Origin of the sequence: Legionella septentrionalis, assembly GCF_003989745.1 — a bacterium.
Classification (GTDB): domain Bacteria; phylum Pseudomonadota; class Gammaproteobacteria; order Legionellales; family Legionellaceae; genus Legionella_A; species Legionella_A septentrionalis.
Window position 1 is genome coordinate 1 of record NZ_RZGS01000036.1, and the last position, 26,953, is coordinate 26,953.

The following is a 26,953-nucleotide window of genomic DNA, read 5'->3' on the forward strand; positions in this document are numbered from 1 at the left end:
ATCATCATACTATCAAAGCTCCTATCGCGGGAGAGGGGGTAGATCGAAGTGAAATAGAAAAATTTGTGCTCAATTTAAGATGAAATCTTGTCTAAAAAACTTTAGGGACGTTGCCTATTATCAATTATTTACCTATCCTTTTCTCCTTAAGCCAGACTCGGCTGGATAATCCTCATGGATGGATTAAACTTTAATAAATAGCGGTAAATTAAAAAGGATGATATGAAACACTCGCTGCAGCTGAATTTGGTAAATCAGCTCACACTAACCCCTCAACTACAACAAGCTATCCGTTTACTACAATTATCTACTCTGGAATTACAGCAGGAAATTCAACAGCAGCTTGAATCCAATCCAATGTTGGAAGCTGCCCCCAATGAAGAAACGGAAGACTATTCCTCTGCAGCCCCCCCCTCTGCAGAAGAAGACTATATGGATTTCCAATGGACGCCGCTGTTTACGAATCAGGGCAAAGATAAAAAATTTAATGAAAACGATTATGTATTTGAAACCTTGCACTGTACCACAACCAACCTTCAAGAGTATTTACACTGGCAACTGGACTTGACCCCGATGACTGATGTAGATAAAGCTATTGCCACCACCATCATCGATGCAATTAACGAAGATGGTTTCTTAACCCTATCACTGCAAGAACTTCACGCAACCATTACCCGTGATCTACCCAATAGCAAAGTGGATACTCGTGAAATGGAGGCAGTTTTACACCGCATACAACGCTTTGATCCTATAGGATGCGCTGCCCGCAATCTAAGCGAAACATTATCCATCCAACTGGAACAATTACCAGATTCCATTCCTTACTTACCATTCGCGAAACGCCTTGTTGCTGAAAATCTGGACCTGCTTGGACAACATAATTATCGTAAACTCATGGCAATCTATGGAGTTGATGAACTGTCTCTGCAAAAAATAATCCATATTATTCATCAGTTAAATCCCAAACCTGGAAATACAATCTCCCGCGATACCCCTCAATACACGATTCCTGACTTGACCGTTAAAAAAATTGATAATAAATGGCACGTTGCCCTAAATGACCAGGTTTTGCCGCATTTAAGCATCAACACTTATTATGCTTCATTGATTAAACGAGGTAATAATGCAAAGGACAACCAATTCTTAAAAAACAATCTCCAGGAGGCACGTTGGTTTTTAAAAAGCATTCAAAGTCGGCAAGAAACATTGTTAAAAGTAGCCCGTTATATAGTAGACTATCAGCAAGAGTTTCTGGAATTCGGTGAAACTGCAATGAAACCACTCATCTTGAACGATGTAGCTTTTGCCCTTGGCGTGCATGAATCCACCATTTCCCGGGTTACTACGCAAAAATACATCTATACGCCACGTGGTTTACTGGAACTTAAATACTTCTTTTCCAGTCACGTATCTACAGCCCAAGGTGGTACTTGTTCTTCAACAGCCATCCGTGCACTTATTAAAAAATTAATTTTGGCAGAAGATTCCAAGCACCCTTTAAGCGACCATAAGCTTGCCCAACTGATAGGCGCACAAGGAATTAAAATTGCACGCAGAACCGTTGCAAAATATCGTGAAGAATTGGGGATTTTATCCTCAAACGAGCGAAAATCAGTTTCGTAGTTAGTGTTCTTAATCGAGGAGGATGTTATGCAAATTAACTTCACAGGTCATCGAATGGAAATTACTCCCGCATTGCGCTCATTCACGCAGGAAAAATTCGATAAACTGGAAAGGCATTTTGACAAGATTACTGCGATCAATGTGGTTTTCGATGTAGAAAAACTAAGACAAAAAGCCGAAGCCACCGTACTGGTCGCCAAAGGTGAATTGCACGCCAGCTCAGAATCCGATGACATGTATACTGCTATAGATGAATTAGTAGATAAGCTGGACAGGCAATTAATTAAACATAAAGAAAAACTTCGCAATCATCATCGCGAATAGCTTATTTTAAACAGCGGTGTTATGCCGCTGTTTTATCTGCGCAATTTATAGTCAAATAGTTAAAAAACAAAAAAATAGTGTCATTTTTGTCAAGATGCAGTAAAATACCCTAACTTCTCATTAACAGTTTTATCATGGTGTTTCGTCATCTTTTGCAACCACGCGATATTTGTATTGATGCTACTGCAAAAAGCAAAACGGCAGTCTTATTAAAAATAAGCCAAATTCTTAGCGATGCCCATCCTGAACTCAACATGGAAGCATTGTTCGATGCTTACTGGAAAAGAGAAAGCCTGGGTAGCACCACAATTGGGCACGGGGTAATGATTCCGCACATACGATCAGAAGTCATTCAAACCATGTGCTCCTGTTTACTTAAACTGCAGCATCCCGTTGATTTTGGCGCTACGGACAAACAACCTGTAGATATTGTATTAGCCTTGGTGGTTCCCCAACACCAAATTCAGGAACACTTGCAAATCTTAAATCAAATCACCAAACAATTCAGTATTCCTGCTTTTCGTGCGGCTTGTCGGAAAGCAACTGAGTGCAGTACTTTGTATTCTTTATTAACTGAAGATAACTTGGCACAGACAGAAATTGTATAAGTTGCCTGGCGAAGCAACGGCTGCTGCGACACCCCAACACGGATGACCGACTATGATAAATTTAAAAATCACAATCATTAATAAATTGGGCTTACATGCGCGGGCTTCTGCAAAATTTGTCTCTACTGCGGCAAGATTTCAAAGTCATATCGAAGTAAGCAAAGGCTCCCACACCGTAAATGGCAAAAGCATTATGGGCGTTATGATGCTAGCTGCTCATAAAGGCAGTGAACTTACTTTGCATGTGGATGGACCCGATGAAGAAGCCATGGTGAAAGCCTTGACTGATTTGATTAACCGCCGTTTTGATGAAGAGGAATAATTAAGCGCATTGCAACGCATCTTATCCCCCGTATTTACTTATTTTTGATTACGCTGTCTTCTTTTAAGACGCTTATCATCATTGGCTGCATGACGTTGCTTACGAACCCGGTGAATGACGAGCAGGGTTTGCACAGGACCTGATAACGCATACAGCATAAATCCAAGGAATAAAACTCCGGAAGGATTAGCCGCTATGGCCACAAATAAAATTACAATCAATAAAATATATAGGAAAGGAACTTTTCCTTTAAAATCCACTTCTTTAAAACTGTAATAGCGCACATTGCTGACCATAAGGATGCCAATAATGACCGCAATAATCGCAGCGAGCATGGAAACTATAAAATGTTCCCAGTGATTCTGATGCCCCAGCCATACAAAAGAGGACACAATAGCAGCCCCGGGAGGACATGCAAGTCCCTGGAAATAGCGTTTATCTGCTGTTTCTACCTGTGTATTAAACCGTGCCAGGCGCAAAGCCACCGCCGCTGTATACATAAACGCCACAAGCCAGCCAAATTTTCCTAACTGGTGCAAACTCCAACTATAGAGTAGCAGCGCTGGCGCCACACCGAATGTAACCATATCAGACAAGCTATCATACTCCGCCCCAAATGCAGTTTGGGTATTCGTAAGGCGGGCAATTCGTCCATCCAAACCATCGGCAACCATGCCGATAAAAATGGCAATAACAGCTGTTTCATACTGTGCCTTCATTGAAGCCACGATGGAATAAAAAGCCGCAAACAAGCTCGCTGTGGTCAATAAATTAGGTAATAAATAAATACCTGAATGATTTTCTCTACGCTTCACAAATCTGCCTCATTAAAATCAACCATTCATCATACCTTTAGTTTTAGATACAAGGAAGATGGTGCTATACTAAACATACTGTTTTTATTATGTAATAAAAATGACCGAACCTGAAGATAAAAAAATTATAATTGAGGGCGTTACCAATCAAGGTAAACCGTTTCGCCCAAGCGACTGGGCCGAACGCATGAGCGGCACCATGGCCACATTTAAAAATAGCCGTATTCACTATTCCCCGCTTTTACAACCCAGCGTAAACCGCGAAGGATATAAATGCGTTTTATTGGATCCAAAATTAAAAGAATCCAGCCCTCAAGTTTACCAAGCCATTTTAGATTTTGCGAAAGCAAATAACCTTAAAATCTGCGGCGAAGAAGATTAACTACTTTGCCAATGACAGATACACTTCATATTTACTGCCTGCATCAAACAATTCAAATTTCTGAATATCGCCTTGCTGATTGGCCATGGCCGTCCCTTGTTCCCGATTGGGGATGCTCCATTGAGTTTTTAATTGTCCTTGTTCATAGGTAAGCTTAACTCGTATTGAGCCCAGCACATCATCCGGATTTAAAGGCGTAGCATCTTGCTCAATCAGGGAAGCAATCAATACCACGCTCTCACCTTCTTTTAAAGGTTCCGACCACAAGGTCACATTCTTGATTTGCTTGCTCGCTGCAGAAGGCCAATGCATAGGTGCTTTCGGTATCCGTACAAATTGGGTAGTTTTATTAGGCCGGTAAATGCTGATATCAAAATAGAGTTCATCGCCACCAGCCTCTTGCGCCCGTATAAGTTCGATATGGTTTAGAATAAGGCTAGGCTTTATAAATTGTTCTGCAGCAACTGCTAGATGACCTGGGACTAGAAGCGAACATAACAATAATATCCTATAGAACCTCTTCATAACAGCCTGCTCCTTAATATTTTCATTCCGAGAGTTTATACCCAACTGGTCAGTTTCAGTAAATAATCCATAAAATAGTTTAACGCGTCGATGGTTCCCTGGAAATTCATGGCTAAAATACCGGCAACTATAAACGCCAACCCTTTAGGTCCTTCCTGCACGCCAGGATTACTGGAATGCACCAACATGACACTACCGCGCACAAACCATATCAAACCTGCCGTCTGAATAACAACCTTCATAGCATTATAAATATTATAAGGATCGTACTTGGTATATCCTAGAATATTCGTTGGTCCAAAAGCCGTTCTGGATAATGCAATAAGAGCTGTGGGTAAAAAAATAAAAACCGCGCCTCCTAAAAAATAAGCCAATGGCACAAATATTTTTTCATGGGAACCGCTATTGGCACGAGCATCACCGATTTTCCGCAATTTTTTAAGCGCTACAATAACAAACAAAAGTCCGATAAGATAGGCCAAACCGGTAACCAGTGCTTGTACGTGCAGGAGTGCTTGGCTTATATTGCCAATCATTTTAACGATGTCAGCATTCATAAGTTAATTATATACTGATTCCTTTATGAACTATTAATTATTATGGACAACAACTTGACTGCTGATTTAAACACAAAATAAATTTTTTATGCAAAATACAGAAACCATCAAAGCCATTTATATTGCGAAAAAAGAATTCACATCTGAACTCTCGCACGAATTGGAAGCGCTCACCAACTGCATCGGCTCTCTCTTTTTTTCTTCCTACTTCCAACCCAATGTCTGCTTCGCACAAGATATTTGGCTGGCACCGGAAGTAGTTAAATTTGCATCAATTTCACAGGCAGTCAATATTCTGAAACAAGCTGGAAAATTTTGGTACCACCACCCTATTGCACAAATCCGGCGCGCTACATTAATTGCCAATCAATTGCGAAAACTTCCTACCCTGGAGCAAACTTTCCCATTAACGACGGAAATTCCCAAGACAGGCGCATTTAGCTTACTGGATCAAAATACACTGGTTTACAGTGCAACAAGGTTGAAACAATGGCCTGACGGGAAGTGCCGGTTCATCGAAGATAAAATCAATCCTCCAAACCGCGCTTATTTAAAATTATGGGAAGCTTTTACGTTTCTTGGTAAATATCCAAAAGCCGGTGATACAGCCTTGGATTTGGGAGCCTCTCCTGGCGGCTGGACCTATGTCTTGCAATCTTTGGGAGCGCAAGTAACTGCGGTCGACAAAGCGGAGCTGGATACAAAGATTGCGTCCTTGCCGCAAGTGAAATTCTTAAAGCAAAGCGCTTTCTCCTTAGATCCCCTGCGACTTAATCAAAATTACACATGGGTTTTATCGGATGTTGCTTGTTACCCTGAGCGGGCTTATCAATTAATCAAACGCTGGATTAGCTCAGGCAGAGCCCAGCACTTAATTTTTACGATTAAACTGCAAGGCAAGACGGATTTAGATGCCATCAAACTTTTTAAGGAAATTCCAAATTCACGCATCATTAACTTATTTTATAACAAACACGAAGCGACGTTTTTTTACCCTTTTAATGAAATACTCTCTTAATGCCCAGTCTTCCTGAATGAAATGTGCTATACATTATAAATGTCAAGTGCGGGTTTATCCCCAAAGCAATCAGGAAATTGCATGCATGAGGATATGAATAAACGCGTATCTTCAGTCTTAGGACTTAAAAAAATGAGATTGAGCAAAATTGTCTTCAATCTGATTTTTATCCTGACTTTTTTCCTTTTAATTCTGTTGACCATCGCTTCTTATAATCAGATAAAAAATCTCATTGCCGAAAGTCATCGCGTCATTCACACGCATGAAGTCATTGAAACCCTGGATCTGGCTTTGTTTGAAGTTGTGGATATTGAATCGCATCAACGCGGCTATCTTATAACGGGTCAGGAATTATTCTTAACTGATTTGGATGGCAGAAAAGCCCGGTTAAATAATATCTTAGAGAAATTAAAAAATCTTACGGCCGATCATCCTCCCCAACAAGAACGGGTTATGCTATTTTCGGACTCGGTTAAGGAGCGGCTGGATGTCTTAAGTAAGCTTTTGCACATCAAAGTTGCCAATAAGCTAGCCACTACGGAAGGTACGGATTTGTTAAATCATAGCCAGGCCGCTTCCGTTAAAGTAAAAAGCTTGGGGCAAGAGATTAAATCCATTGAGTACATTTTATTAAAAGCAAGAAATGATACGGTGATGCAGCGTGCATACAGAGCCAGCATCATCTTGGCTGTGGGTTCATTTCTTGCTATCGCATCATTACTGTTTGCTGCCTTTTTAGTGCGTCAGGAATTGCTAAGAAGAAAAGCAATTGAAGAAAAAAATAAAAATACAGAAAACCGCCTGCGTAAAATCATCGAAAGCTCAAGGGACATGATTGCAGCATTCAATGAACAGCAAGAATTTATTATCTTTAATGAACGCTATGCACGAGAATTTAAACGCATTTTCGGCAAAAAAGTACACGTGGGGCTTTCCTTAAAAGAAGCATTGCTACACATTTCAGAAGACAAACGCAAAATTGCTGCTTTATTTGAGGATTCCCTTACTTTAGAAATTCTTGATAAACGGTTTGAATGCAGTGAAGGAGAAGAAAAACGAATCTATGAATTAACTTCCTCCCCTATTGAGGGCGAAGAATCAAGCTATCAAGGCACATTACAAACTTTGCGCGATATTACAAAACAAATGGAGGAACATACGGCCTTACAACAATCCTACGAACAACTTACCATCGGCATCAAGGCATTGGAAAATAAAAATAAACAAATTACTTTATTGGTTGAAATGAGCGACATCATGCTCGCCTGCAGCTCAGTGGATGAATTGCGCGAAGTGATGGCCAATTATTCGAAGCAACTTTTAGACTTTGCCAGTGGCTATCTTTTCATTATGCACCCGTCTAAAAATTATCTGGAAGAAATCATGAGTTGGGGCAACCCCATTCCGCAGAAAACGACGTTTTCTCCAGATGATTGCTGGGGTATTAGGCTTGGGCGCATTCATCAAGTTGATGAAAAGCATCCTGGGCTCATTTGTCAGCATTTGGAGATGGAAGAGCATCAACATCACGCTACACTCTGCGTGCCGTTAATGGCACAAAATGATATTTACGGCATGTTATATTTAGAATCCGCTACAAAAGAATCATTATTTGCTGATGAAGATAAAAAGCTGCTGATTATTGCTTTTGCCGAATTAACCGCATTAGCGCTTGCTAATGTCCGTCTACGGGAAAATTTGCGGCATCAATCGATTCGCGACCCGCTAACCGGTTTATACAATCGCCGTTATCTGGAAGATTTTTTATTCAAGTTAATCAATCAAGCACAAAGAACAGAATCTCCTTTGTCGCTATTGATGCTGGATCTGGATCATTTTAAAAAGATTAATGACACTTTTGGACACGATGCTGGTGATGCAGCCTTGAAAGAAGTTGGGAAAATATTACAAAGCGCTATTCGTGAAGGAGATATTGCCTCTCGCTACGGCGGTGAGGAATTCTTAATTCTCTTTTACGATATTGATTTGGAAAGCACACGCAACCGCGCCAAAGCATTGCGGGAAGAAATCAGTTCATTAAAAATCAAATATGGGGCAGAACAGATTGGACCTTTTACCGTTTCTATCGGTATAGCCGCATTTCCTATTGATGGGACTACGCCCGAACAGCTAATCGAAGCTGCGGATAAGGCATTATATTATGCGAAAAATCATGGTAGAAATCAGGAAGTGCTTTTTTGTGAACTGGATTTGCAAAGACCGTCGTGAAAATCAATGAAAGCACGACCTCCTTATCGTGCTTCTTAATACCAAGAATAGTAAAACTTATTTAAGTTTAAACTCTGGCGTAGATGCTTGCTCACTGGTACGCGTCGGGGTCTTACTTAGCAATTTGAATAAGCCCGGGGTATGAGGCGTATTTCCAGGCGTCATGCTTTTGGTTTCTTTATTCTGGCTGGAGGAAGGCTGCAAAGCCCCGGACGCCCCAATAATTTCTTCCAAGGATTCTTTTAGCCCGTCATATACCTCCCCTTTCAAGTGCCTGATGCCATCAACGACCTTTTTGAGAGATTCCACTTCCTCGGGCAAAGGCGGATAAGTTACTTTTATCAATAAAAACGCTAAATTCTGCAAATTAGCCATCTTCTTGGAAAGCTTAGGCGTGGGCTCTTTATGCGTGCCGAAAGAAAAAAATGACGACAAAGTCTTCTTCAGGGTCGAACTTTCTTTAGGCGTGCTTTGCTTGCTTGTTGTTACAGATGTCATTGTTTCCTTTGAGCTACTACCACCTTGTCTTAGTGGGGAAACCAGCACCTGGTGCGTACGCGGTGTCATGCTACCGAGTTGCTTGGGCGATGTCAGCACCGACGCATTAGGGCGTGGAGTGTAAAACCCTCCGTTATTCTTTTCATTGGTAGAAATTTTACTTTTTTCCAACTGGGCTTTAACAGCTTCCTCAGGAGACCATTTACAAACCAACTTGCCAATTCTTTCAAACTGCTTAAATGCTCGCTCTTCTTCTCTAGACCATCGCGGCAATGAAGGCAATAAAACTTGAGGCTGGCTTTTTTCTTCCGTTTCATTTTTTTCTTTTTTATGATTTTTTTCTTGTATCTTTTTGCTCTCTTCTTTTAATTTTTCATGTTCCACTGTCCATTTTTGTAAACTTTGGGCAAATACCTTCGACCAAGTCTTTGCTTGAGAAATCCCTTCCATTCCCAAAGTATTAATGAGGATTTTTGAGAAAAATGCATTTGCCTCATCAACAATCGATTCATTTTCAATCATGGAATTTAAGATTTCCATATCTTTTTCATCGGGGATCATCCCCGAAGTTTTGAAGGTTTGCTTAAATTCTTTGCCACGAAATTTACTGACCAAATCATTTATTTGCTTGGTCAATTTTTCCAGTTTCTCCTTGCCTTCCTTACCTGTATTCGCAAAGCCAAAGTCTTCTCCAGAAAAGAATGCAGCGGTCAGATTAAGATAGAAATCGCCATCGGTTAAAATACAATTTTTCCAAAGATCCTCTAACATACCCAATGAGTGCTTAAATGCAGTAAATGCATCCTGGTGGTAAAATAAATAATCTTGCTCTAGTAAGGATCTTTTTCGCTGATAATCATCATGGCATTCTTGCAATGCTCTCTTATAATTTTCTTCCCAAGCTTCTTGTTCTTTCTCGACCTCATCCATGGCAAGCTCTGACTTATCATCTTCTAATTCCTTGGATTCTAAAAAAAGACCATGAATCTGTTCTGTAAGTTCTGTATAGGATTTTTTGGCTGCGTCTAGCTGCTGCGCGGCTTCGATAGCCAATTGTTTAGATTTGCTATACCGGGACATAAATACCAAATATTCACACAAATTTTGTAAAAAATAATATTGGTCAGCATGTCCCATCACCGCGCAACTAGCAAATGCGATCGCTTCAGGACCACTTTTTGGATCCAGCAGGTGGCTATAACTTTTGATGAGTTTAACACTATGCTTTTGCTCGTTTTCAAAAACGATTACGAATTCACTTTTATCAAGCGTATCCTGCATTTTTAAAATATTTACGCGTATATCAGTCACAATAATAACCTCTTTTGAGCAATATATAACTTATTTGGCAATATTTTACATTATTTAAGCTATTAATAACAGAGCGAATGAACAAATTTTGCTCACAAGAAAACACACAACGTGCCCAAGAACCCCACCACTTACATCTAAAATAATGATGCACTCACCTTTGGCATTTCCAAAATTAGCCTTCCCACTTGCAATGTATAAATTTTCCCCTATAGTTAAGGGTTTTTCCCGCTAAACATATTATGCAAGTTAAACCATTTCCTATCGTACTGGAAGAAACATTTATGCTATCTCCCAAAGTGAAGCATTTTATTTTTAAATGCAATCAAGAGAGCGTATTTGATTATGTGCCCGGCCAGTTTATTACCATCCATTTCGAACATGACGGCAAAATTCTGCGCCGCAGTTACAGTATTGCTAATGTACCCATGCAAAATAACCGCATTGAATTTGCTGCAGGTTATGTCGAAGGTGGTCCAGGCACTGAATTGCTTTTCAATTTAAAACCTGGGAATACCATTCATATTACGGGGCCTTTCGGTCGTCTAATTTTGCGCGATGACTTACCCAAACGGTATATTTTGGTGGCCACCAGCACCGGCGTTACACCTTACCGCGCCATGCTCGCGGAACTTAAAAAGCGTCTGCAACAGCATCCTGAACTGCAAATTGTTATTTTACAAGGAGTGCAAACACGTGAAGACGTCTTGTATGAAGAAGAGTTTTTGCAATTTAATACCTCTTCTCCTCGCATTATTTTTCGCACCCACTTAAGTAGGGAGCAAGAAGAAAATCTCAAGACACATGAATATCGAGGCTATGTACAAACCTCTTTTCCTGAACTAGGATTGAATCCGGAAGAAGACATGGTTTATTTGTGCGGCAATCCAGGCATGATTGATGAAGCATTTGACTATCTAAAAGAAAAAGGCTTCTCCATTCAGCATATTATTCGTGAGAAATACATTTCCGGTAAATAGTGTTCTTTTGCGCATAAAAATAATTCAAAGCGACAATTAGTCTTAAAAGACTTAACCAATCAGGAGATTTCAAATGTATTATGATGAATTAGCAAGCACTATGGAATTATTGCTGCAAGATGGCAAAGGCATCCTTGCTGCTGATGAGAGCAACGGCACCATAGGCAAACGCTTTGCCACGATTAACATCGAAAACACTGAGGAAAATCGCCGCAATTACCGTTTACTGCTTGCCACGACTCCTGATTTGGAACAATACATTCACGGGGTTATTCTTTTTGAAGAAACGTTTGATCATAAAGACGAACAGGGTACTCCCATTGCTGATTTATTCGCAAAGAAAGGCATTGTACCTGGGATCAAAGTAGACAAGGGCTTGGTGGCATTGCCCAATTCGGAAGATGAGAAAGTAACACAGGGATTGGATGGTTTAACCGAACGGCTTTTACATTTTAAAAAATTAGGCGCTAAATTTGCCAAATGGCGCAATGTCTATTCCATCTCAGAATTTACCCCCAGCCTGACTGCCATAAAAGCAGGGGCAGAAATGCTCGCCCGCTATGCAGCTTGCTGCCAATCCGTAGGAATTGTGCCGATTGTTGAACCGGAAGTATTGATGGACGGCAATCACAGCATTGAACACTGTGCTGAAGCTTGTGAATTGGTATTGCACGAATTGTTTAATGCCTTGTTTATCCATCAAGTGGAACTGGAGCATATTATCTTAAAGCCAAGCATGGTGACTTCAGGTAAAGATTTTTCTCCGTTCAGTTCCCCTGAAGAAATAGCCAATTACACGCTGGATGTATTTCGCAATCAGGTTCCCGCTGCAGTACCTACGATTAACTTCCTATCCGGTGGTCAAGCTCCCGAACAAGCCACAGAAAATTTAAATGCCATTAACAGCTTTGGCTACCAGCCCTGGCTATTAAGTTTTTCTTACGGACGCGCTTTGCAGGAAGATTGTTTACAGGCGTGGAAAGGCCAAGCAGACAATGTTGCTCAAGCTCAAGCAATGTTGCTGAAGCGTGCCCGCTTAAACAGTTTGGCTTGCTTCGGTGAGTATCATTCAGATATGGAAAAAGAATAATCTCCTTTTTAAGCGGCATTTAATAGACATTAGATGTCGCTTGTCACCCCTTGAGGTTTTCATGCCAACACATTTGCTTTCGCATTCTGCTAATCCTGCTGATCTCAAAGCCGCTTTGCAAAAGATACGGGAACGAATAAAACAAGGTGGGGACAAAAAACACGTTAGTGTGGCGGTACAATTGCAACTTCTTGATGAACTGAGCCAGTTTGATTTCGGACGATTTTTAATCCAAAACCGCGGCATCAATGGGTATTGGACAAATTACATGCTGACACACCCTTGGTTTGGCAGAAAAACTAAAAAGAATAACCGCGGCCAATCTTTTTCAGTACTGGAACAATTTTTGCTGGATAAAGCTCCCAGTGTATTGGCAACTCAAGAACGCTTCCAAATCTTTCTGCGAGAAAATCAGAAAGCGGTAAGAGATGAGGCAATACTTGCGACCATCCCCTCAGGAATGATGGGTGAATTACTCTATTTAGATTATCAAGGCGTACAATGTATCGGCTTGATTGGCATAGATTATGATTCCCAAGCGCTCAGCGATGCAAAGATGCTTGCTGCAAAACAGCAATTACTTGATTTTGTCGAATTAGTAGAAAGCGATGCCTGGTCCCTCCCTATTGAGGCGCAATTTGATCTTATTTCAAGCAACGGCTTAAGCATCTACGAAGCCGACGACGCTAAAGTGCTAAAATTGTACAAAGAATTTTATAGAGCTTTAAAACCAAAGGGCAAATTAGTAACCAGTTTCCTTACCTTTCCTCCTGCTCTTACCACAGAATGTGAGTGGCTCATGGAGAACATTAATGATGAGGATCTCTTATTGCAGCAAATCATCTTTTTAGACATTTTGGATGCAAAATTTCAATGCTTCCGCTCCAGTGCACAAACCGAACATTATCTTGCCGCCGCTGGATTTAAGGATATTGCTTTTATTTATGACTCAGCCCGCATTTTTCCCACGGTTATCGCCGAAAAATAACTTAATGGCTTTTGTCGATTGCAAATCAGATTGATAAAACAACCGGTTTTTGTTAGGGTAGCTGTGTTGCTTGATTGCAACAAACAATTTTTTTCACCAGGGGTGCTTAGAATCTAAGCTGAGAAATACCCTTATAACCTGCACTGGATAATGCCTGCGGAGGGAGTGTGATGCTCAAAGCATATCAAATTCATTCATTCAATTTATTTATCTTTTTCCATAATGCATTAAATTCTCGCAAGCTCAACTGTTCGTCCTCAGCCGTGATGACACGCTGTTGAATCTTTACTGCAACCCATACTCTTCTGCAACTTACCAGGCAAGCAATTTTTAAGGCTTAACATGAACTTATTACAAAAGCTACATATCGTAACTTATCCCATCATGCAAAAGATAAAAATGCATCCTTTCAATAGCCATTTATATAAAGGAAATTTACCTCCTGCCATTTTTAATGATTTTGTCAGCCAAGACCAAATTTATTTGCGAAGTCTGGCGCAAGGATTGGAGATAATCGCCAATGGTTTTACCGGCAATGAGAAAGAAAAATTTAAATATTTTTCCATGGAAATCATGCAAACAGAAGAAAAAATGCTTGAGAAATATGTGATTAGAACACCGAAATTATCTGTTATAAGAAAAGAAACCGAGATGATGTATATTACTAAAAAGTACAGCGATCATATTCTTGAATGTGCTTTTGCACCGATTCCTGTCTGCATTGCAGCGGTTTTACCTTGTTTTGAAGCCTATAGGCAGCTGGGTCAGATGATGGCGACAGAAAATTTACCCGCTTCGCATCCTTTCAAAGGATGGATTAAAACTTATTCGAGTCCTTCTTTTCTCTTCGCGACCCAGGAAATTGTTAATATTTTTTGCTTGCATGCGGCAAACCTCGATCCATATGCAACGCAAGCCATTATTAAGAATTATGAAACTTCCATGAACTTTGAACTGCAATTTTTTAACCAGGTTTATAACCCGCTTACACAAGTTTCAGTGCCAATGCTGATTGCCCAGCGCAAGGAGGCCCAAAATTACAAATTGTCATTTTTCCATCCTGTTCCTATAGCTGCCACAGAAAAAGAAGTATCTGCAGAGTATCTTACGATGAAAGCAGAGTAAACTGTGCAAAAAGAGGAACATGATCCGATAACATCCGCCAAGGTTTTCCTTGCAAGCATTGCACATCACTAACTTCCATGCCACGGAAGTAAACCCGATCGATGCACAAAGAAGGGCGTATTGCCGGAAAAGAGCGGGCATGACGCCCTTTAACGGAGTAAAAAGCTTCTTGAATGCCTAACTCCGCTTCCAAGGGTCTTGATAAATCCATGCGCCAATCGTTAAAATCCCCCGCCATCAGTAAAGGCTCATGTTCAGGAACTGCCTCGTTAATGCGCATCATTAACGTCTTGCACTGTTCGGTGCGTTCAGCTTTAAAAAGCCCCAAATGCACACATAACAAATGAATCTTCACCCCGCCATCCAATACCAGCTGGCTGTGTAAAATTCCACGCGAGGCACGATTGATATTGGACAAATTAATGTTTTCAAAACGCTCAAAGGGGTATTTGCTTAAAATGGCATTGCCGTGATGCCCTGCCTGATAAACAGCATTTTTAGCATAAACATAATGCGGCCAGATTTTTTCAGCAATGTATTCAAATTGTGGGGCTTCTGGCCATGCATCGATGCGCCTTTGCCTGCGTCTATGTTCTCCCTGAACTTCTTGCAAGAAAACAAAATCCGGGTTCAAGGAAGTAATCGCATCTTTCATTTCCGGCAATAAAAAACGTACCTTACCCAAACCGAAACCTTTGTGGATATTGTAGGTAATAAGGGATACAGTCTGTGCGGATGCTTGCATTAACTTCACCTAACCACGTTTTTAAACAATTTATGCATGGCTGCTAATGCCAATATCTTACCATTTTATGATTATATTCTTAGCATAGGCTATTTTCACAGACTATTTGAGGAAAATAACTTGCCGCCACTTAGGCGGCAAGTTATCCATGATTTTAAACGACAGGAGACAATTCTTTACATTGTTCAGGCTTCAATGCTACTTCGCTTAAAGATTGTTTTACTGCCACCTCATCCAATTTTAAATCTTTAGCAGCCTGGATAATACCGCACCCTCCTTCCTGGAAATTAGAAAAAGGAGTCCAATAATCCATGTTAGCTTTCACCATTACGCTAAATGCCTTACGGGTATCCCAGCCATTTTGATGAGCGAGCACATAAAACAAACGGTTATATACACCACTGGAGAAATGCACATCCAAACCATCATAATACTCATCGGCATTATCGATTGAGTAACCATCGCGGCTTGGTTTATCCATATAGCGCAATGCATCGTAACCACTGCTTTCTTTCATAATTTCAGCACCAATCATCCAAGTATTTTTCTTGGTTGAATAGAATTCAGCTGCTTGAGCCGCCATGTCTGAAAACGCCTCATTCATGCCGCCTGACTGACCGAAGTACATTAAATCCGAATGCTGCTCGGTAAAGCCATGACTGATTTCATGGGAACTAACCCCAAGAGAAACCAATGGATACATCATGGTATCACCATCGCCAAAAGTCATTTGCTTGCCATCCCAAAAAGCATTTTCATACCCTTCGCCATAGTGAACGCGCATAACCAATTGCATGGGTTTACCCATTTTTGTTACTAATGGATACACCCCATACCATTTATAATACATTTGGTTAATTACCGTACCCGCGTATAAAGCATCGTTGGTTGGGGAGTAAGCTCCATTTTGTTTATCGTACCCATCCCCTTTATATCCAGTCCAGAAAACCTTCGGATTTTTAGCGTCGGGTAATTTGCAAGAAAACTGCATGGGTTTATTGGGTGCATTGTACTTATGGTGCATGTCTACAATTTTTACACCACGGTTTGCCATATAACAAATTTGGGTAGCATTATCCCGGCTTAGCCATAAGTGAGGCAAATCCTGACCGTACTGATACTTGTGTACGCGCTGATTGCCACCAAAACCTGCACCCTGGATGTGGCCACGCCCTGTTTTTACATCATTCCATTGCAGGAATGGTTTGTAAGTTTGTGCATCAATAATTGCTGTCGGACGCTCCGGTATTTTATCTGGGTATTGTACAAACACACTTACTTTATAAGCCCAAAAAGCCCGTTGATTTTCATCTACAAATACCATAGGCACCACTTGCTCTTCGCTAAGAGCGTAATTTGCATACTGAGCTTTGAAATGTTGCAACGCGCTATTTGCATTGGCTAAAAACCCAGCCGAGGGTTGTCCAAGCTCCGCCTCAAGGCCGGTAAATACAGTTCCATTCATGCTGGCTTGCTGGTTGGCGCTACTTAACAATTGAGGCGACTGCTTGCTGTGGATAATGGCATAACCACGGTATACAGGAAACCCCTGGTATTGCTGCTGCATGCGGATATGATTTACATGATTTTCATCGGTGCGCTGTTGAATAACTTTTAAGGTATTCTTGTTATTAATCCCTGCCTGCAACGTATTGGGCATAACCAACTGGAAATTTTGCTGTATGGTACTGAACGAAGCATTTTCCAGGGGAATGGGTTCTGCAGCTTTTACCGGGCTTGATAAAGCGATGGCTATACTGATAGCTAGGGGCGACAAATAAAAATTGCGGTGCATATTAATCTCCTTAGTGGTGACACTGGATAAAACGCTTTGCATTTACCCTTTATGCCAATTGTGAATACTTCTTGAATGCAAAAACAGCTATTCATTCAAGAAAAACTCCTTGTTGCACAATAAGCCCACGATTGACACCAAAACAGCATAGCACTAACGAGCATGCAACCGATAGGATCAACTTTTCTTATTAAAATTATTTTTATGGACTTACAGCCTGATTAGCAAGAAAACGACTTATCCCCACGGTCAAAGACGACGGGATGATTGGTTGAGGCGCCTTGCTAATTCAAGCAGCTTCCGTGCAGTGGAATAGATAAACAGAAATCGCAGCATAAATCAATATCACTTAAGCATTGAAGATAAATGCAATAAAACCTGCTCAGGTGTCACCTTATCACCTTTTTGGCAGAATATGCCGGTTACCCTCCCTGCAAAAGGCGATTGGATCTCGGTTTCCATCTTCATGGCTTCAAGCACCAATAAGGTCTGCCCGGCAGCCACTTCTTCTCCTTGCGAAATACATACAGCCACAATGGTTCCAGGCATGGCTACTTTAATGTCGCCAGGATCTGCGATTGTTTTTTGCTTAACCGGCGCAATCGCTCCTTCTTCAGCATTTAAAAAATCCACAACTACTTCTTCCGGCACGCCATCAACCCATAAGTAGTAAGCTTGACGCCCCTGCTGACGCATGCCTGATCCGCCCACTTTAACATGATAGGATTCTCCGTGTACGGCCATATCAAATTCAAAAACCGGGTTTGGTGTTGGAACAACTGGAACTGCCAAAGGTTCTGGTTGTAAATGCCCTTTGGCACGCTCTAACAAAAATTGCCGGGCAATTTCCGGGAACATTGCATAAGACAATACATCTTCCTTATTGACCGCTAAATCTTTTATTTCCTGGCGCAGACGCTGCAGCTCCGACGGCAACAAATCTGCCGGGCGTACCTCAATTACCTCGGTATTACCAATGGCTTTTTTACGCAAGCTTGCATTAATTTTCCCAGGCGGTTTGCCATATTTGCCCTGACAATACAGTTTTATCTCATTCGTAATGGTCTTGTAACGAGCCCCGGTTAATACATTCAGCACCGCCTGCGTCCCAACCAACTGCGATGTTGGCGTCACCAGAGGTGGATAACCGAGATCGCGGCGCACGCGTGGGATTTCCGCATGCACAGCCTCTTTCTTATCTAATGCTTGCTGCTCTTTTAACTGATTGTATAAGTTAGAAATCATGCCGCCTGGAACTTGATACGCTTGCACGCGCGGGTCAATGTCTTGCGCTTCGCTTTCAAATTGCGCATATTTTTTGCGCACTTCTCGAAAATAATCGCCTATATCAAGCAATCGATTCAAATCAAGGCCGGTCTCGTAGGGAGTACCAGCCAATGCTGCTACCAAAGATTCCGTCGCTGTATGTGACGCACCGCCGGCAAAAGAAGAAATTGCAGTATCCACATGCTGACATCCTGACTGTATCGCTTCATACAAACAAATAGCAGCCAAACCTGATGTGGTGTGGCTGTGTATATGGATGGGAAGTTGCGTAGCCTCGGACAAACCTTCATATAATGCAACCGTTGTGGCAGGGGTCAGCAACCCGGCCATATCCTTTATTGCGATGCTGTCACATCCCAACTCCGCCATGCCCTGGCCCAGTTCAATGAAATTTTCCAAGGTATGCACCGGGCTCGTGGTGTAAGCGATCGCGCCCTGCGCATGGCGTTTGTTCTTTTTAATGCCCTCAATGGCTTTTTTTAAATTACGTAAATCGTTTAATGCGTCAAAAACACGAAATACATCAACACCGTTTTTTGCAGATAAACGGATAAACTCCTGGACAACATCATCGGCATAATGGCGGTAACCCAATAAATTTTGCCCGCGCAGTAACATCGATAAACGAGTATTTGGCAAAGCTGCACGCAATTGCCGTAATCGTTGCCATGGGTCTTCTTTTAAGAAACGCAGACATGCATCGAATGTGGCTCCTCCCCACACTTCCATGGCCCAAAAACCTATCTCATCCATTTTACTGCAAATAGGTAACATGTCTTCGGTGCGCAAGCGGGTGGCGATTAAACACTGATGGGCATCCCGCAAGGTTACATCCGTCAAATAAGTGGCCATTATTCTTCCTGAAAAGCTTTCTTCTAAGAACCTATCATTATTTAACCTTTTCTTTCTAAAAAATAATAGTGAATCAACAAGATCACGCGAATACAATCGATTTTTTAAGTTGGCGGAAATTTTGAGGGTAACATGCCGACATCGTGCCGATATCCTCGTGATATAGACTTATTTTTCAAATTCAGGCAAAATCCTTGCAATTTTTTTTCCAGCCCTTGCACCTTATGAAGAAAATACTTGTTCTGCACGGCCCCAATCTTAATTTATTGGGTTCAAGAGAACCTGCGTTGTATGGAACTGCCTCACTGCAGGAATTAAATGCACGCTTACAAAAGGAAGCGGATTCTGCCGGGTATGTCTTACGTGCCCTGCAAAGCAATAGTGAAGCAGAATTGATTGATGCCATTCAGCGCGCCAAAATAGAAAACGTGCAGTACTTGATCATCAACCCGGCAGCATATACCCATACCAGCATTGCCATGCGCGATGCCTTATTGGCGGTAGCCATACCTTTTATTGAAGTGCATATCAGCAATGTGTATGCCCGCGAAGCATTCCGCCGCCATTCTTATTTTTCAGACATTGCAACCGGTGTAATCATCGGGCTTGGAACAAACGGCTATCTGTTGGCATTACAAGCCATTATTAACGAATTAAAGTAAGAGAGAGTAAGATTCATGGACATTCGTAAGATTAAAAGATTAATTGAATTATTAGATGAAACTGGGATCTCGGAAATTGAGATTAAAGAAGGTGAAGAATCCGTACGTTTAAGCCGCCATACGTACAGTTATGAACCCCATCCCATGCGAGCCGTGGCTCCGCCGCCGCTTGCAGCAGCCCAGCCTGCTGCGGTGGTTGCAACCCCAGCCCCTGAGAACAAACCGATTGAAAACAGTGCAGGGCATAAAGTTCGCTCCCCGATGGTTGGTACCATGTACACCGCGCCTTCTCCGGATACTGCTCCATTCGTCACCATGGGGCAGACGGTAAAAGCCGGCGATACCTTGTGTATTATTGAAGCGATGAAAATGTTTAACGAAATTGAAGCCGACCGCGCTGGCGTGATTACTGCCATTCACGTCGCGAATGGCGAACCTGTTGAATATGACCAGCCTCTATTTACCATCGAATAAGGGCAAAACTATGTTGAGTAAAATTGTTATTGCCAATCGTGGTGAAATCGCATTGCGTATTTTACGTGCCTGTAAAGAATTGGGAATTAAAACCGTAGCCGTGCACTCGGACGTCGATAAAGATTTACTGCATGTACGTCTTGCCGATGAAACAGTTTGCATCGGGCCTGCCCCCTCGCAAAAAAGCTATTTGAACATTCCTGCGATTATTTCAGCGGCAGAAATTACCGACGCGGTAGCCATTCATCCTGGTTATGGTTTTCTCGCGGAAAATGCCGATTTTGCCGATATTGTAGAACAAAGCGGTTTCCGTTTTATCGGACCACGTGCTGAAACCATTCGTTTAATGGGTGATAAAGTTTCAGCCATCGAGGCAATGAAAAAAGCAGGAGTTCCTTGCGTCCCCGGTTCAGACGGCCCCCTGGGTGATGAGGATGCATTAAATTTATCACTGGCTAAAAAAATAGGTTACCCCGTTATTATTAAAGCTTCTGGCGGCGGCGGCGGCCGCGGCATGCGCGTGGTACACAGCGAAGCCAATTTATTAAATGCTATTTCGCTTACGCGTAGTGAAGCCAAAGCAGCCTTCAATAATCCCATGGTTTACATGGAAAAATTCCTTGAAAATCCGCGGCATATTGAATTCCAGGTATTAGGAGATGGCAAGGGCAATGCGGTTCATTTAGGAGAGCGAGATTGCTCCATGCAGCGCCGCCATCAAAAAGTGGTGGAAGAAGCCCCTGCCCCAGGCTTGAGTGCTGAATTGCGTAAAGAAATCGGGGACTGCGTGGTCAATGCTTGCCGCGAACTTCACTACCGCGGAGCCGGTACTTTTGAATTCTTATATCAAGATGGGTGTTTTTATTTCATTGAAATGAATACTCGCATCCAGGTGGAACACCCGGTTACGGAAATGATCACAGGCATCGATTTAATAAAAGAGCAAATTAAAATCGCAAGCGATCTTCCTTTCACGCTCACGCAGGAAGCCATCAAAATGCGCGGGCATGCCGTTGAATGCCGAATCAATGCAGAGGATGCGAAAACTTTTATGCCATCGCCCGGATTAATCCGCTTGCTGCATCAACCCGGTGGACCTGGCATTCGTTTTGACTCTCATATTTACAGCAGTTATTCTGTTCCTCCAAACTATGATTCGATGATTGGAAAATTAATCAGTTATGGCGAAACCCGTGCAGAAGCTCTTGCCCGCATGCGCAATGCCCTGGATGAAATCATCATTGAAGGCATTAAAACCAACGTCGAATTGCATCAACGCATTTTAAACGACAAAGGGTTTATGCAAGGTGGAACCAATATTCATTATTTAGAAAAAATGTTGAAGGATTAATGTGTTCCAATTACAAATTGAGTGTCGCCGCGATGAAGCGGAGCAGCTTGACGAACTACTTGATACAACAGGCGCTTTATCGATTACCATGACCGATAAACACGACGATGCCATTTTGGAGCCGGAATTGGGGACAACCCCACTCTGGCCCAATGTGGTTATTCATGCCTTGTTTGAAGAGAAAGAGTTAGCCCAGCATGCCGAAAAAATATTGCTGCTGTCGCACCCGCATTTAACAGCAGTGTGCAATGAATTACCTGAACAAGACTGGGCTCGTGCTTGCCTAAAGGATTTCAAACCTCTGCAATTCGGGAAGCGTTTATGGATTTGCCCATCTTGGCTAACGCCGCCCGATGCCGAGGCAGTCAATTTAGTGCTCGATCCAGGCTTGGCCTTTGGTACCGGCACGCATGCGACCACGTCTCTTTGCCTGACCTGGCTTGAACAAGCTCCACTGGCGCAAAAAACGATCATTGATTATGGCTGTGGCTCAGGAATTTTAGCATTAGCGGCTTTGAAGCTTGGGGCTCAACATGCCTATGCAGTAGATATCGATGCACAAGCTTTGTTAGCCACGCAGGAAAATGCCAAGAGTAATGACATTCCACCCGCACAACTTTCCGTTAGTTTTCCTGATTCTTTAAATACAAAAGCCGATATTTTAATTGCAAACATCCTTCTCTCACCTTTATTAAAGCTAAGAGAACGTTTTTACGAATTGCTAAAAAATAACGGAATTTTAGTGGTTTCAGGAGTCTTGGCTGAACAAGTGGATTCTTTACTTGGCGAATATAATGAGCAATTCTTGCATGAAAATACCCTCATCCAGGGAGACTGGGCTTTAGTGATTTTTAAAAAGCTATGATGGAAAAAAAATACCCGGGCCATCATCACAGCCCGGGTAAGCAAGTGCAGTAAATCCCAGAATTAATCCAATAACCCAAGCTCTTTAACTGCATCGCGCTCACTGCGCAATTCATTTAATGTGTCATTAAATTTAGCCTGGCTGTATTCATTAAAGGGCAATCCTTCCACGACGCTGACTACGCCATGTTCCAAGCCGACTCGACGCACCAAACCATGTTCGCGGCGGCAAGGGAATGAAAACATCAAACCCTCGTCCACACCATATTCGCCACGCGAACTGCACACCATAGAAAACGTCTCACCTTCCACCGTATCCGTCACCAAATGATTGACACCCACGACAATAGCGTTGGCTGCAGAAGCTGCAGACGAAGCACCACGGGCTTTGATAACTGCCGCCCCACGTTGTTGCACGGTAGGCACAAACGTCTCGCGCAGCCATTGTTCGTCATCAATGACTTTCGCAGCAGAAATGCCATTAATTTTGGCATTGTAAAAATCAGGGAATTGCGTGGAGGAATGGTTACCCCAAATCGTCATTTGGCTTACTGCAGTCACATCGACTCCGGCCTTTTGAGCCAATTGCGTGCGAGCGCGAAGCTCATCTAAAGTGGTCATGGCATAGAAACGATCATCGGGTACATCTTTAGCATGATGTTTGGCAATGAGGCAATTTGTATTGCAAGGATTTCCTACTACAAAAACGCGCACATCATCACTGGCATAATCATTAATAGCTCTGCCTTGATTGATGAAAATACTGCCGTTGATTTTTAATAAGTCAGAGCGCTCCATTCCTTGCTTGCGCGGCACCGAGCCTACTAATAAAGCCCAGTTCACCCCATCCATTGCTTCTTTCAAATCCGAAGTACAAACAATACGTTTCAACAGAGGAAATGCACAATCATCAAGCTCCATAGCAACACCATTAAGTGCTGGCAACGCAGGTTCTAATTCAAGAAGATTTAATTCGATATCAGTATTCGGACCAAACATTTGTCCTGACGCCAAACGGAACAACAAAGCATAACCGATTTGACCGGCTGCGCCGGTAATAGCGACTCTTATTCTATTATTCATATTCTTCCTCTTCTTGGTTTAAGCTTAGCAGAGGGTCAATTCTGCAAAACGATACGGGTTTTGGCTATCTTAATAAAATTTGTACAAAACCCTGAGAGTTAAGGTGCGACTTATGATACTATCGCCTATTCCAACAAGCCAGCGTAATTTATAGCCATGGTGCCGCTATCGCTCTACATCCACATTCCCTGGTGCATACGCAAATGCCCTTATTGTGATTTCAATTCACATAAAAGCCCGGATGAACTGCCTGAAGAGCAATACGTAAATGCCTTAATTGCAGATTTGCAAGAAGATTTGCTGACTTTTGAAAACCGTGAATTAAAATCGATTTTTATTGGCGGCGGCACGCCCAGTTTGTTTTCTGCAAAAGCCTACGAAACTTTGTTTACGCGTTTAAAAAAAATACTACCTTTTGCGGAAAATATTGAAATCACCCTGGAAGCCAATCCAGGCACTGTAGAGCAACAGCGTTTTACCGAGTACCGGGCGTTAGGAATCAATCGTTTGTCGTTGGGCATTCAAAGTTTTAATGCAGAACACTTAAAAGCGCTTGGGCGCATCCATGATGAAAAACAAGCGCATCTAGCAATTGAAAGCGCACGTAAAGCCGGCTTTAACAATCTTAACCTCGATATCATGCATGGCCTTCCTGGCCAATCGCCTATGCAGGGTGTGCACGATTTAAGGACCGCATTATCGCATCAACCCGAGCATTTATCGTGGTATCAATTAACCATTGAGCCGAATACCGTTTTTTATAAAAAAACTCCACTTCTGCCTTCAGAAGATGAAACTTTTGCCATTGAAGAACAAGGGCTTGAATTATTGCATGCCCATGGGTTTAAGCGTTATGAAATTTCAGCGTTTTGCCGGGAAGACAAACGCTGTAAACACAATATGAATTACTGGTTGTTTGGCGATTATTACGGGATTGGTGCGGGCGCACACGGCAAAATTACATCGGCTGCGGTTAAAAAAATTTACCGTACGCGCAAACAGAGGCAGCCCCGTGACTATCTCGCGCTTGATAAGCCTTTTTTAGCAGCGCAAGAAACCGTAGGGCCTGATAATCTTATTTTTGAATTTATGTTGAATACAACCCGTTTGCAAGACCCCATACCGCATTTTCTTTTTAACGAACGCACTCTCTTGCATTTTGAAACTCTCGAGTCAAAATTGCTGTTGGCTGAACAAAAAGGCTTGCTCACCATGGATTCAACCCATTGGCAAGTTACCCCGCTTGGCAGACGCTATACCAATGATTTACAACTTTTATTTCTGCCGGATCAATAAATTTGATTTAAACAGTAACCCACTTCACAAAATTTTTTGCTTCCTTGATAATAGCTTCTTTTAAAAAGCCGGTTTAATTATGCTTACCATGTTTTTGTTTGTGCTGATGGTGTCTATTGGCTATTTGCTGGGTTCTGTTTGCTCTGCAGTAATCGTCTCTAAAATATTTAACTTGCCGGACCCACGTATTCAAGGTTCGCAAAATCCGGGAGCCACCAATGTGCTGCGCTTGTCCGGCAAAAAATATGCTCTTATGGTTTTACTGGCTGATATATTGAAAGGGTTGCTGCCAGTTTTGCTGGCCAAACTACTGGGTGCAGGCATTATCGTCGAAAGCTTTACTGGTTTGGCCGCTGTTTTGGGGCATATGTACCCTGCTTTTTTTCATTTTAAAGGTGGCAAAGGGGTTGCTACTGCCTTGGGCGTTTTGCTTGCTCTTAATTTAATTCTTGGAGTGCTGGTGATTGCAACGTGGCTTCTTGTTGCCAATTTTGCCCGTTATTCTTCCCTGGCTTCTATTGTGTCAATTGTCTTTGCGCCTTTTTACTCCCTGTTTATTTTTGGCAATTTAAATGCTTTCCCGCCCTTATTATTGATTGCGCTTTTTGTCCTGTATAAACATCGTAACAACATTACCCGATTAACGGACGGCACGGAACCTAAGATTAATTTCCGCAAAAAAATGGCTACAGATTTTACTGATACCCCACTTGCAGAAGAATCTATTGAACTCTTGGCAGATGAAGAAGTTGAGGATGCTGATGCCGGCATCAACCCCACTGAAATAGAAAAAAAATAAATGTAAGTATCCCGGATAAAGAGCACCTATCCGGGAATGTGGCTTAATCCTGACTGCATGCCAAAGGCCAACGCGCCTTAACCGCAATCTCCAAACTGCAATCTTTCATCCCTTCAAGCAAGTGCAAGCACCCTGCGTAAGCCACCATAGCGCCATTATCCGTGCAATATTCCGGGCGCGGAAAATACACATCCCCCTGTTGGGCAGCCATGAGTTGCCTAAGTGCCGCGCGCAGCGCCCGATTGGCCCCCACCCCCCCTGCAACAACCAAGCGTTTACTTAACGTTTGCTTGATGGCACGCTGGCATTTGATAATTAAAGTTTCCACCACGGCTTCCTGGAATGCTTTGGCAATGGCATGGCGTGCTTTGTCATCTTTGTTGCTGTTGTTCCACGCCGTCAACGCATGGGTTTTAAGCCCGCTAAAACTAAAATCAAGCCCAGGCCTATCCGTCATCGGACGGGGGAAAGCCGACAAGGCCGGCAATTCCTCCAAAGCAGCGTCAGCAAGCGCCGCTAATTTTGCTCCGCCAGGATACGGAATGCCCATTAACTTTGCAGTTTTATCAAATGCCTCTCCCACGGCATCATCCAATGTATCCCCCAGCAAACGATACTCCCCCAAAGCACGCGCTTCGATAAGTTGCGTATGCCCACCGGATACTAAAAGCACAATAAAAGGAAACGCAAGTTCAGGCGACTCCAGTTTTGCGGCCAATAAGTGTGCTTCCAGATGATGCACCGCAATGGCAGGAATATTAAGAGCAAATGCAAAACTCTTGGCAAAGCAAGCCCCGGTTAGCAAGGCACCCACTAAGCCTGGGCCGGCGGTATAAGCCACCGCTTGTAAATCTTCTTTACTTTTATTTGCCTGCGTGAGCGCGCTGTTAATTAATGGAAGTAAATACTTCACATGATCACGCGATGCCAATTCCGGTACCACCCCGCCATACATCCGATGGATCGGGATTTGCGAATAGAGAGCATGCGCCAATAATCCCTGCTCACTGTCATAAATCGCCACTCCTGTTTCATCGCAAGATGTCTCAATACCCAATACCAACATGTTCAAATCCCGATCACTTTGCCTAAATGCACCTATTATACCCAGATTCATTGTTTTACGAAGAAATTTGTAATACATTAGCCCGCCTGGTCTATCAGCAGCTTATCTGTCATCAACAAGTATGCGTTAGAAAACGCGCCTCATTGGCATTTTTGCCAAAATGCTAGGGCGTGTTTTTAAAGTTTCAGCCACAATATAATACTTACTAGCGTTAATGCCCCTAAAAACATGACTGCTGTTTTATCATAACGTGTAGCAATTCTCCTAAAGCTTTTGACTCGATT

At 42.4% G+C, this 26,953-nt stretch carries 26 protein-coding genes, 1 pseudogene and 1 riboswitch; of the genes and pseudogenes, 17 read left to right on the forward strand and 10 right to left on the reverse strand.

Annotation, left to right across the window (positions count from 1 at the left end; translation table 11 throughout):
* Nucleotides 1–222 precede the first annotated feature (222 nt).
* From ELY11_RS10230 to ELY11_RS10245, 4 genes are all read left to right on the forward strand, one after another.
* Nucleotides 223–1,623 (forward strand): RNA polymerase factor sigma-54, encoded by a 1,401-nt coding sequence (locus ELY11_RS10230; RefSeq protein WP_127033381.1) that lies wholly within the window; start codon nucleotides 223–225, stop codon nucleotides 1,621–1,623.
* Nucleotides 1,624–1,650: 27 nt separating this feature from the next.
* Nucleotides 1,651–1,947: a ribosome hibernation promoting factor gene (gene hpf / locus ELY11_RS10235; RefSeq protein WP_126954717.1), complete on the forward strand. Its 297-nt coding sequence runs from the start codon at nucleotides 1,651–1,653 to the stop codon at nucleotides 1,945–1,947.
* Between the two features lie 134 nt (nucleotides 1,948–2,081).
* Nucleotides 2,082–2,555 (forward strand): PTS sugar transporter subunit IIA, encoded by a 474-nt coding sequence (locus ELY11_RS10240; RefSeq protein ID WP_126954718.1) that lies wholly within the window; start codon nucleotides 2,082–2,084, stop codon nucleotides 2,553–2,555.
* A 52-nt stretch (nucleotides 2,556–2,607) separates the two neighbouring features.
* Complete coding sequence (locus tag ELY11_RS10245) at nucleotides 2,608–2,877, forward strand: HPr family phosphocarrier protein (protein WP_126954719.1); 270 nt, start codon at nucleotides 2,608–2,610, stop codon at nucleotides 2,875–2,877.
* Between the two features lie 38 nt (nucleotides 2,878–2,915).
* Here ELY11_RS10245 and pssA read toward each other — a convergent pair whose 3' ends face one another.
* A complete protein-coding gene (pssA, locus tag ELY11_RS10250) occupies nucleotides 2,916–3,692 on the reverse strand; it encodes a CDP-diacylglycerol--serine O-phosphatidyltransferase (protein ID WP_126954720.1) in 777 nt (258 codons plus the stop codon).
* A 100-nt stretch (nucleotides 3,693–3,792) separates the two neighbouring features.
* Between pssA and ELY11_RS10255 the strand changes: the two genes are divergently transcribed.
* A complete protein-coding gene (locus ELY11_RS10255) occupies nucleotides 3,793–4,074 on the forward strand; it encodes a DUF3579 domain-containing protein (RefSeq protein WP_126954721.1) in 282 nt (93 codons plus the stop codon).
* Here ELY11_RS10255 and ELY11_RS10260 read toward each other — a convergent pair whose 3' ends face one another.
* Complete coding sequence (locus ELY11_RS10260; RefSeq protein WP_127033383.1) at nucleotides 4,075–4,599, reverse strand: hypothetical protein; 525 nt, start codon at nucleotides 4,597–4,599, stop codon at nucleotides 4,075–4,077.
* Between the two features lie 35 nt (nucleotides 4,600–4,634).
* Nucleotides 4,635–5,156: a type IV secretion protein IcmC gene (locus tag ELY11_RS10265; RefSeq protein ID WP_126954723.1), complete on the reverse strand. Its 522-nt coding sequence runs from the start codon at nucleotides 5,154–5,156 to the stop codon at nucleotides 4,635–4,637.
* A gap of 88 nt (nucleotides 5,157–5,244) precedes the next feature.
* Between ELY11_RS10265 and ELY11_RS10270 the strand changes: the two genes are divergently transcribed.
* The gene (locus tag ELY11_RS10270) at nucleotides 5,245–6,174 is read left to right on the forward strand and encodes an SAM-dependent methyltransferase (protein WP_127033385.1); all 930 of its coding nucleotides are present in this window, start codon (nucleotides 5,245–5,247) and stop codon (nucleotides 6,172–6,174) included.
* Nucleotides 6,175–6,255: 81 nt separating this feature from the next.
* Nucleotides 6,256–8,403: a sensor domain-containing diguanylate cyclase gene (locus ELY11_RS10275; protein WP_127033387.1), complete on the forward strand. Its 2,148-nt coding sequence runs from the start codon at nucleotides 6,256–6,258 to the stop codon at nucleotides 8,401–8,403.
* Nucleotides 8,404–8,460: 57 nt separating this feature from the next.
* Here the strand turns inward: ELY11_RS10275 and ELY11_RS10280 are convergent, their stop codons facing one another.
* Nucleotides 8,461–10,212, reverse strand: a complete 1,752-nt coding sequence (locus tag ELY11_RS10280; RefSeq protein WP_126954726.1) for a hypothetical protein — start codon at nucleotides 10,210–10,212, stop codon at nucleotides 8,461–8,463.
* A gap of 242 nt (nucleotides 10,213–10,454) precedes the next feature.
* On the opposite strand from ELY11_RS10280, the gene ELY11_RS10285 reads away from it, so the two are divergent.
* The 4 genes from ELY11_RS10285 to ELY11_RS10300 all read left to right on the forward strand — a co-directional run bounded on the left by ELY11_RS10285 (nucleotide 10,455) and on the right by ELY11_RS10300 (nucleotide 14,395).
* A complete protein-coding gene (locus ELY11_RS10285) occupies nucleotides 10,455–11,192 on the forward strand; it encodes a ferredoxin--NADP reductase (protein WP_126954727.1) in 738 nt (245 codons plus the stop codon).
* A 73-nt stretch (nucleotides 11,193–11,265) separates the two neighbouring features.
* The gene (locus ELY11_RS10290; RefSeq protein WP_126954728.1) at nucleotides 11,266–12,282 is read left to right on the forward strand and encodes a class I fructose-bisphosphate aldolase; all 1,017 of its coding nucleotides are present in this window, start codon (nucleotides 11,266–11,268) and stop codon (nucleotides 12,280–12,282) included.
* A 61-nt stretch (nucleotides 12,283–12,343) separates the two neighbouring features.
* A complete protein-coding gene (locus ELY11_RS10295; RefSeq protein ID WP_126954729.1) occupies nucleotides 12,344–13,270 on the forward strand; it encodes a class I SAM-dependent methyltransferase in 927 nt (308 codons plus the stop codon).
* An 88-nt stretch (nucleotides 13,271–13,358) separates the two neighbouring features.
* Nucleotides 13,359–13,453: riboswitch (TPP riboswitch) on the forward strand.
* A gap of 159 nt (nucleotides 13,454–13,612) precedes the next feature.
* The gene (locus tag ELY11_RS10300; protein WP_126954730.1) at nucleotides 13,613–14,395 is read left to right on the forward strand and encodes a thiaminase II/PqqC family protein; all 783 of its coding nucleotides are present in this window, start codon (nucleotides 13,613–13,615) and stop codon (nucleotides 14,393–14,395) included.
* Here ELY11_RS10300 and ELY11_RS10305 read toward each other — a convergent pair.
* From ELY11_RS10305 to oadA, 3 genes are all read right to left on the reverse strand, one after another.
* Nucleotides 14,376–15,140, reverse strand: a complete 765-nt coding sequence (locus ELY11_RS10305) for an endonuclease/exonuclease/phosphatase family protein (RefSeq protein ID WP_126954731.1) — start codon at nucleotides 15,138–15,140, stop codon at nucleotides 14,376–14,378. The genes ELY11_RS10300 and ELY11_RS10305 overlap by 20 nt on opposite strands.
* A gap of 154 nt (nucleotides 15,141–15,294) precedes the next feature.
* Nucleotides 15,295–16,935, reverse strand: coding sequence for a zinc metalloprotease ProA (gene proA / locus ELY11_RS10310; RefSeq protein ID WP_127033389.1), 1,641 nt, complete (start codon nucleotides 16,933–16,935; stop codon nucleotides 15,295–15,297).
* Between the two features lie 345 nt (nucleotides 16,936–17,280).
* Entirely contained in the window at nucleotides 17,281–19,074 is a 1,794-nt protein-coding gene (gene oadA, locus ELY11_RS10315; protein ID WP_126954733.1) for a sodium-extruding oxaloacetate decarboxylase subunit alpha, read from the reverse strand.
* A gap of 224 nt (nucleotides 19,075–19,298) precedes the next feature.
* On the opposite strand from oadA, the gene aroQ reads away from it, so the two are divergent.
* The 4 genes from aroQ to prmA are packed head-to-tail and all read left to right on the forward strand — an operon-like array spanning nucleotide 19,299 to nucleotide 22,426.
* A complete protein-coding gene (gene aroQ, locus ELY11_RS10320) occupies nucleotides 19,299–19,736 on the forward strand; it encodes a type II 3-dehydroquinate dehydratase (protein ID WP_126954734.1) in 438 nt (145 codons plus the stop codon).
* A gap of 15 nt (nucleotides 19,737–19,751) precedes the next feature.
* Entirely contained in the window at nucleotides 19,752–20,210 is a 459-nt protein-coding gene (accB, locus tag ELY11_RS10325) for an acetyl-CoA carboxylase biotin carboxyl carrier protein (RefSeq protein WP_126954735.1), read from the forward strand.
* Nucleotides 20,211–20,220: 10 nt separating this feature from the next.
* On the forward strand, nucleotides 20,221–21,561 hold the full coding sequence (accC, locus tag ELY11_RS10330; RefSeq protein WP_126954736.1) for an acetyl-CoA carboxylase biotin carboxylase subunit: 1,341 nt from the start codon (nucleotides 20,221–20,223) through the stop codon (nucleotides 21,559–21,561).
* A gap of 1 nt (nucleotide 21,562) precedes the next feature.
* Nucleotides 21,563–22,426 carry a 50S ribosomal protein L11 methyltransferase gene (gene prmA, locus ELY11_RS10335; protein ID WP_199741536.1) on the forward strand — a complete coding sequence of 288 codons (864 nt, stop codon included), beginning with the start codon at nucleotides 21,563–21,565 and terminating at the stop codon, nucleotides 22,424–22,426.
* Between the two features lie 62 nt (nucleotides 22,427–22,488).
* On the opposite strand, the gene ELY11_RS10340 is transcribed toward prmA, so the two are convergent.
* Nucleotides 22,489–23,508 carry a malate dehydrogenase gene (locus ELY11_RS10340; RefSeq protein WP_126954738.1) on the reverse strand — a complete coding sequence of 340 codons (1,020 nt, stop codon included), beginning with the start codon at nucleotides 23,506–23,508 and terminating at the stop codon, nucleotides 22,489–22,491.
* A gap of 156 nt (nucleotides 23,509–23,664) precedes the next feature.
* Between ELY11_RS10340 and hemW the strand changes: the two genes are divergently transcribed.
* Nucleotides 23,665–24,804, forward strand: a complete 1,140-nt coding sequence (gene hemW, locus ELY11_RS10345) for a radical SAM family heme chaperone HemW (RefSeq protein ID WP_127033393.1) — start codon at nucleotides 23,665–23,667, stop codon at nucleotides 24,802–24,804.
* A gap of 79 nt (nucleotides 24,805–24,883) precedes the next feature.
* Nucleotides 24,884–25,603 (forward strand): glycerol-3-phosphate 1-O-acyltransferase PlsY, encoded by a 720-nt coding sequence (plsY, locus tag ELY11_RS10350; protein ID WP_233579826.1) that lies wholly within the window; start codon nucleotides 24,884–24,886, stop codon nucleotides 25,601–25,603.
* A gap of 43 nt (nucleotides 25,604–25,646) precedes the next feature.
* Here plsY and tsaD read toward each other — a convergent pair whose 3' ends face one another.
* Together tsaD and ELY11_RS10360 are read right to left on the reverse strand one after the other, a co-directional pair.
* Entirely contained in the window at nucleotides 25,647–26,669 is a 1,023-nt protein-coding gene (gene tsaD, locus ELY11_RS10355; protein WP_127033395.1) for a tRNA (adenosine(37)-N6)-threonylcarbamoyltransferase complex transferase subunit TsaD, read from the reverse strand.
* A gap of 176 nt (nucleotides 26,670–26,845) precedes the next feature.
* A pseudogene (locus ELY11_RS10360) lies at nucleotides 26,846–26,953 on the reverse strand (IS5/IS1182 family transposase); the annotation flags it as partial.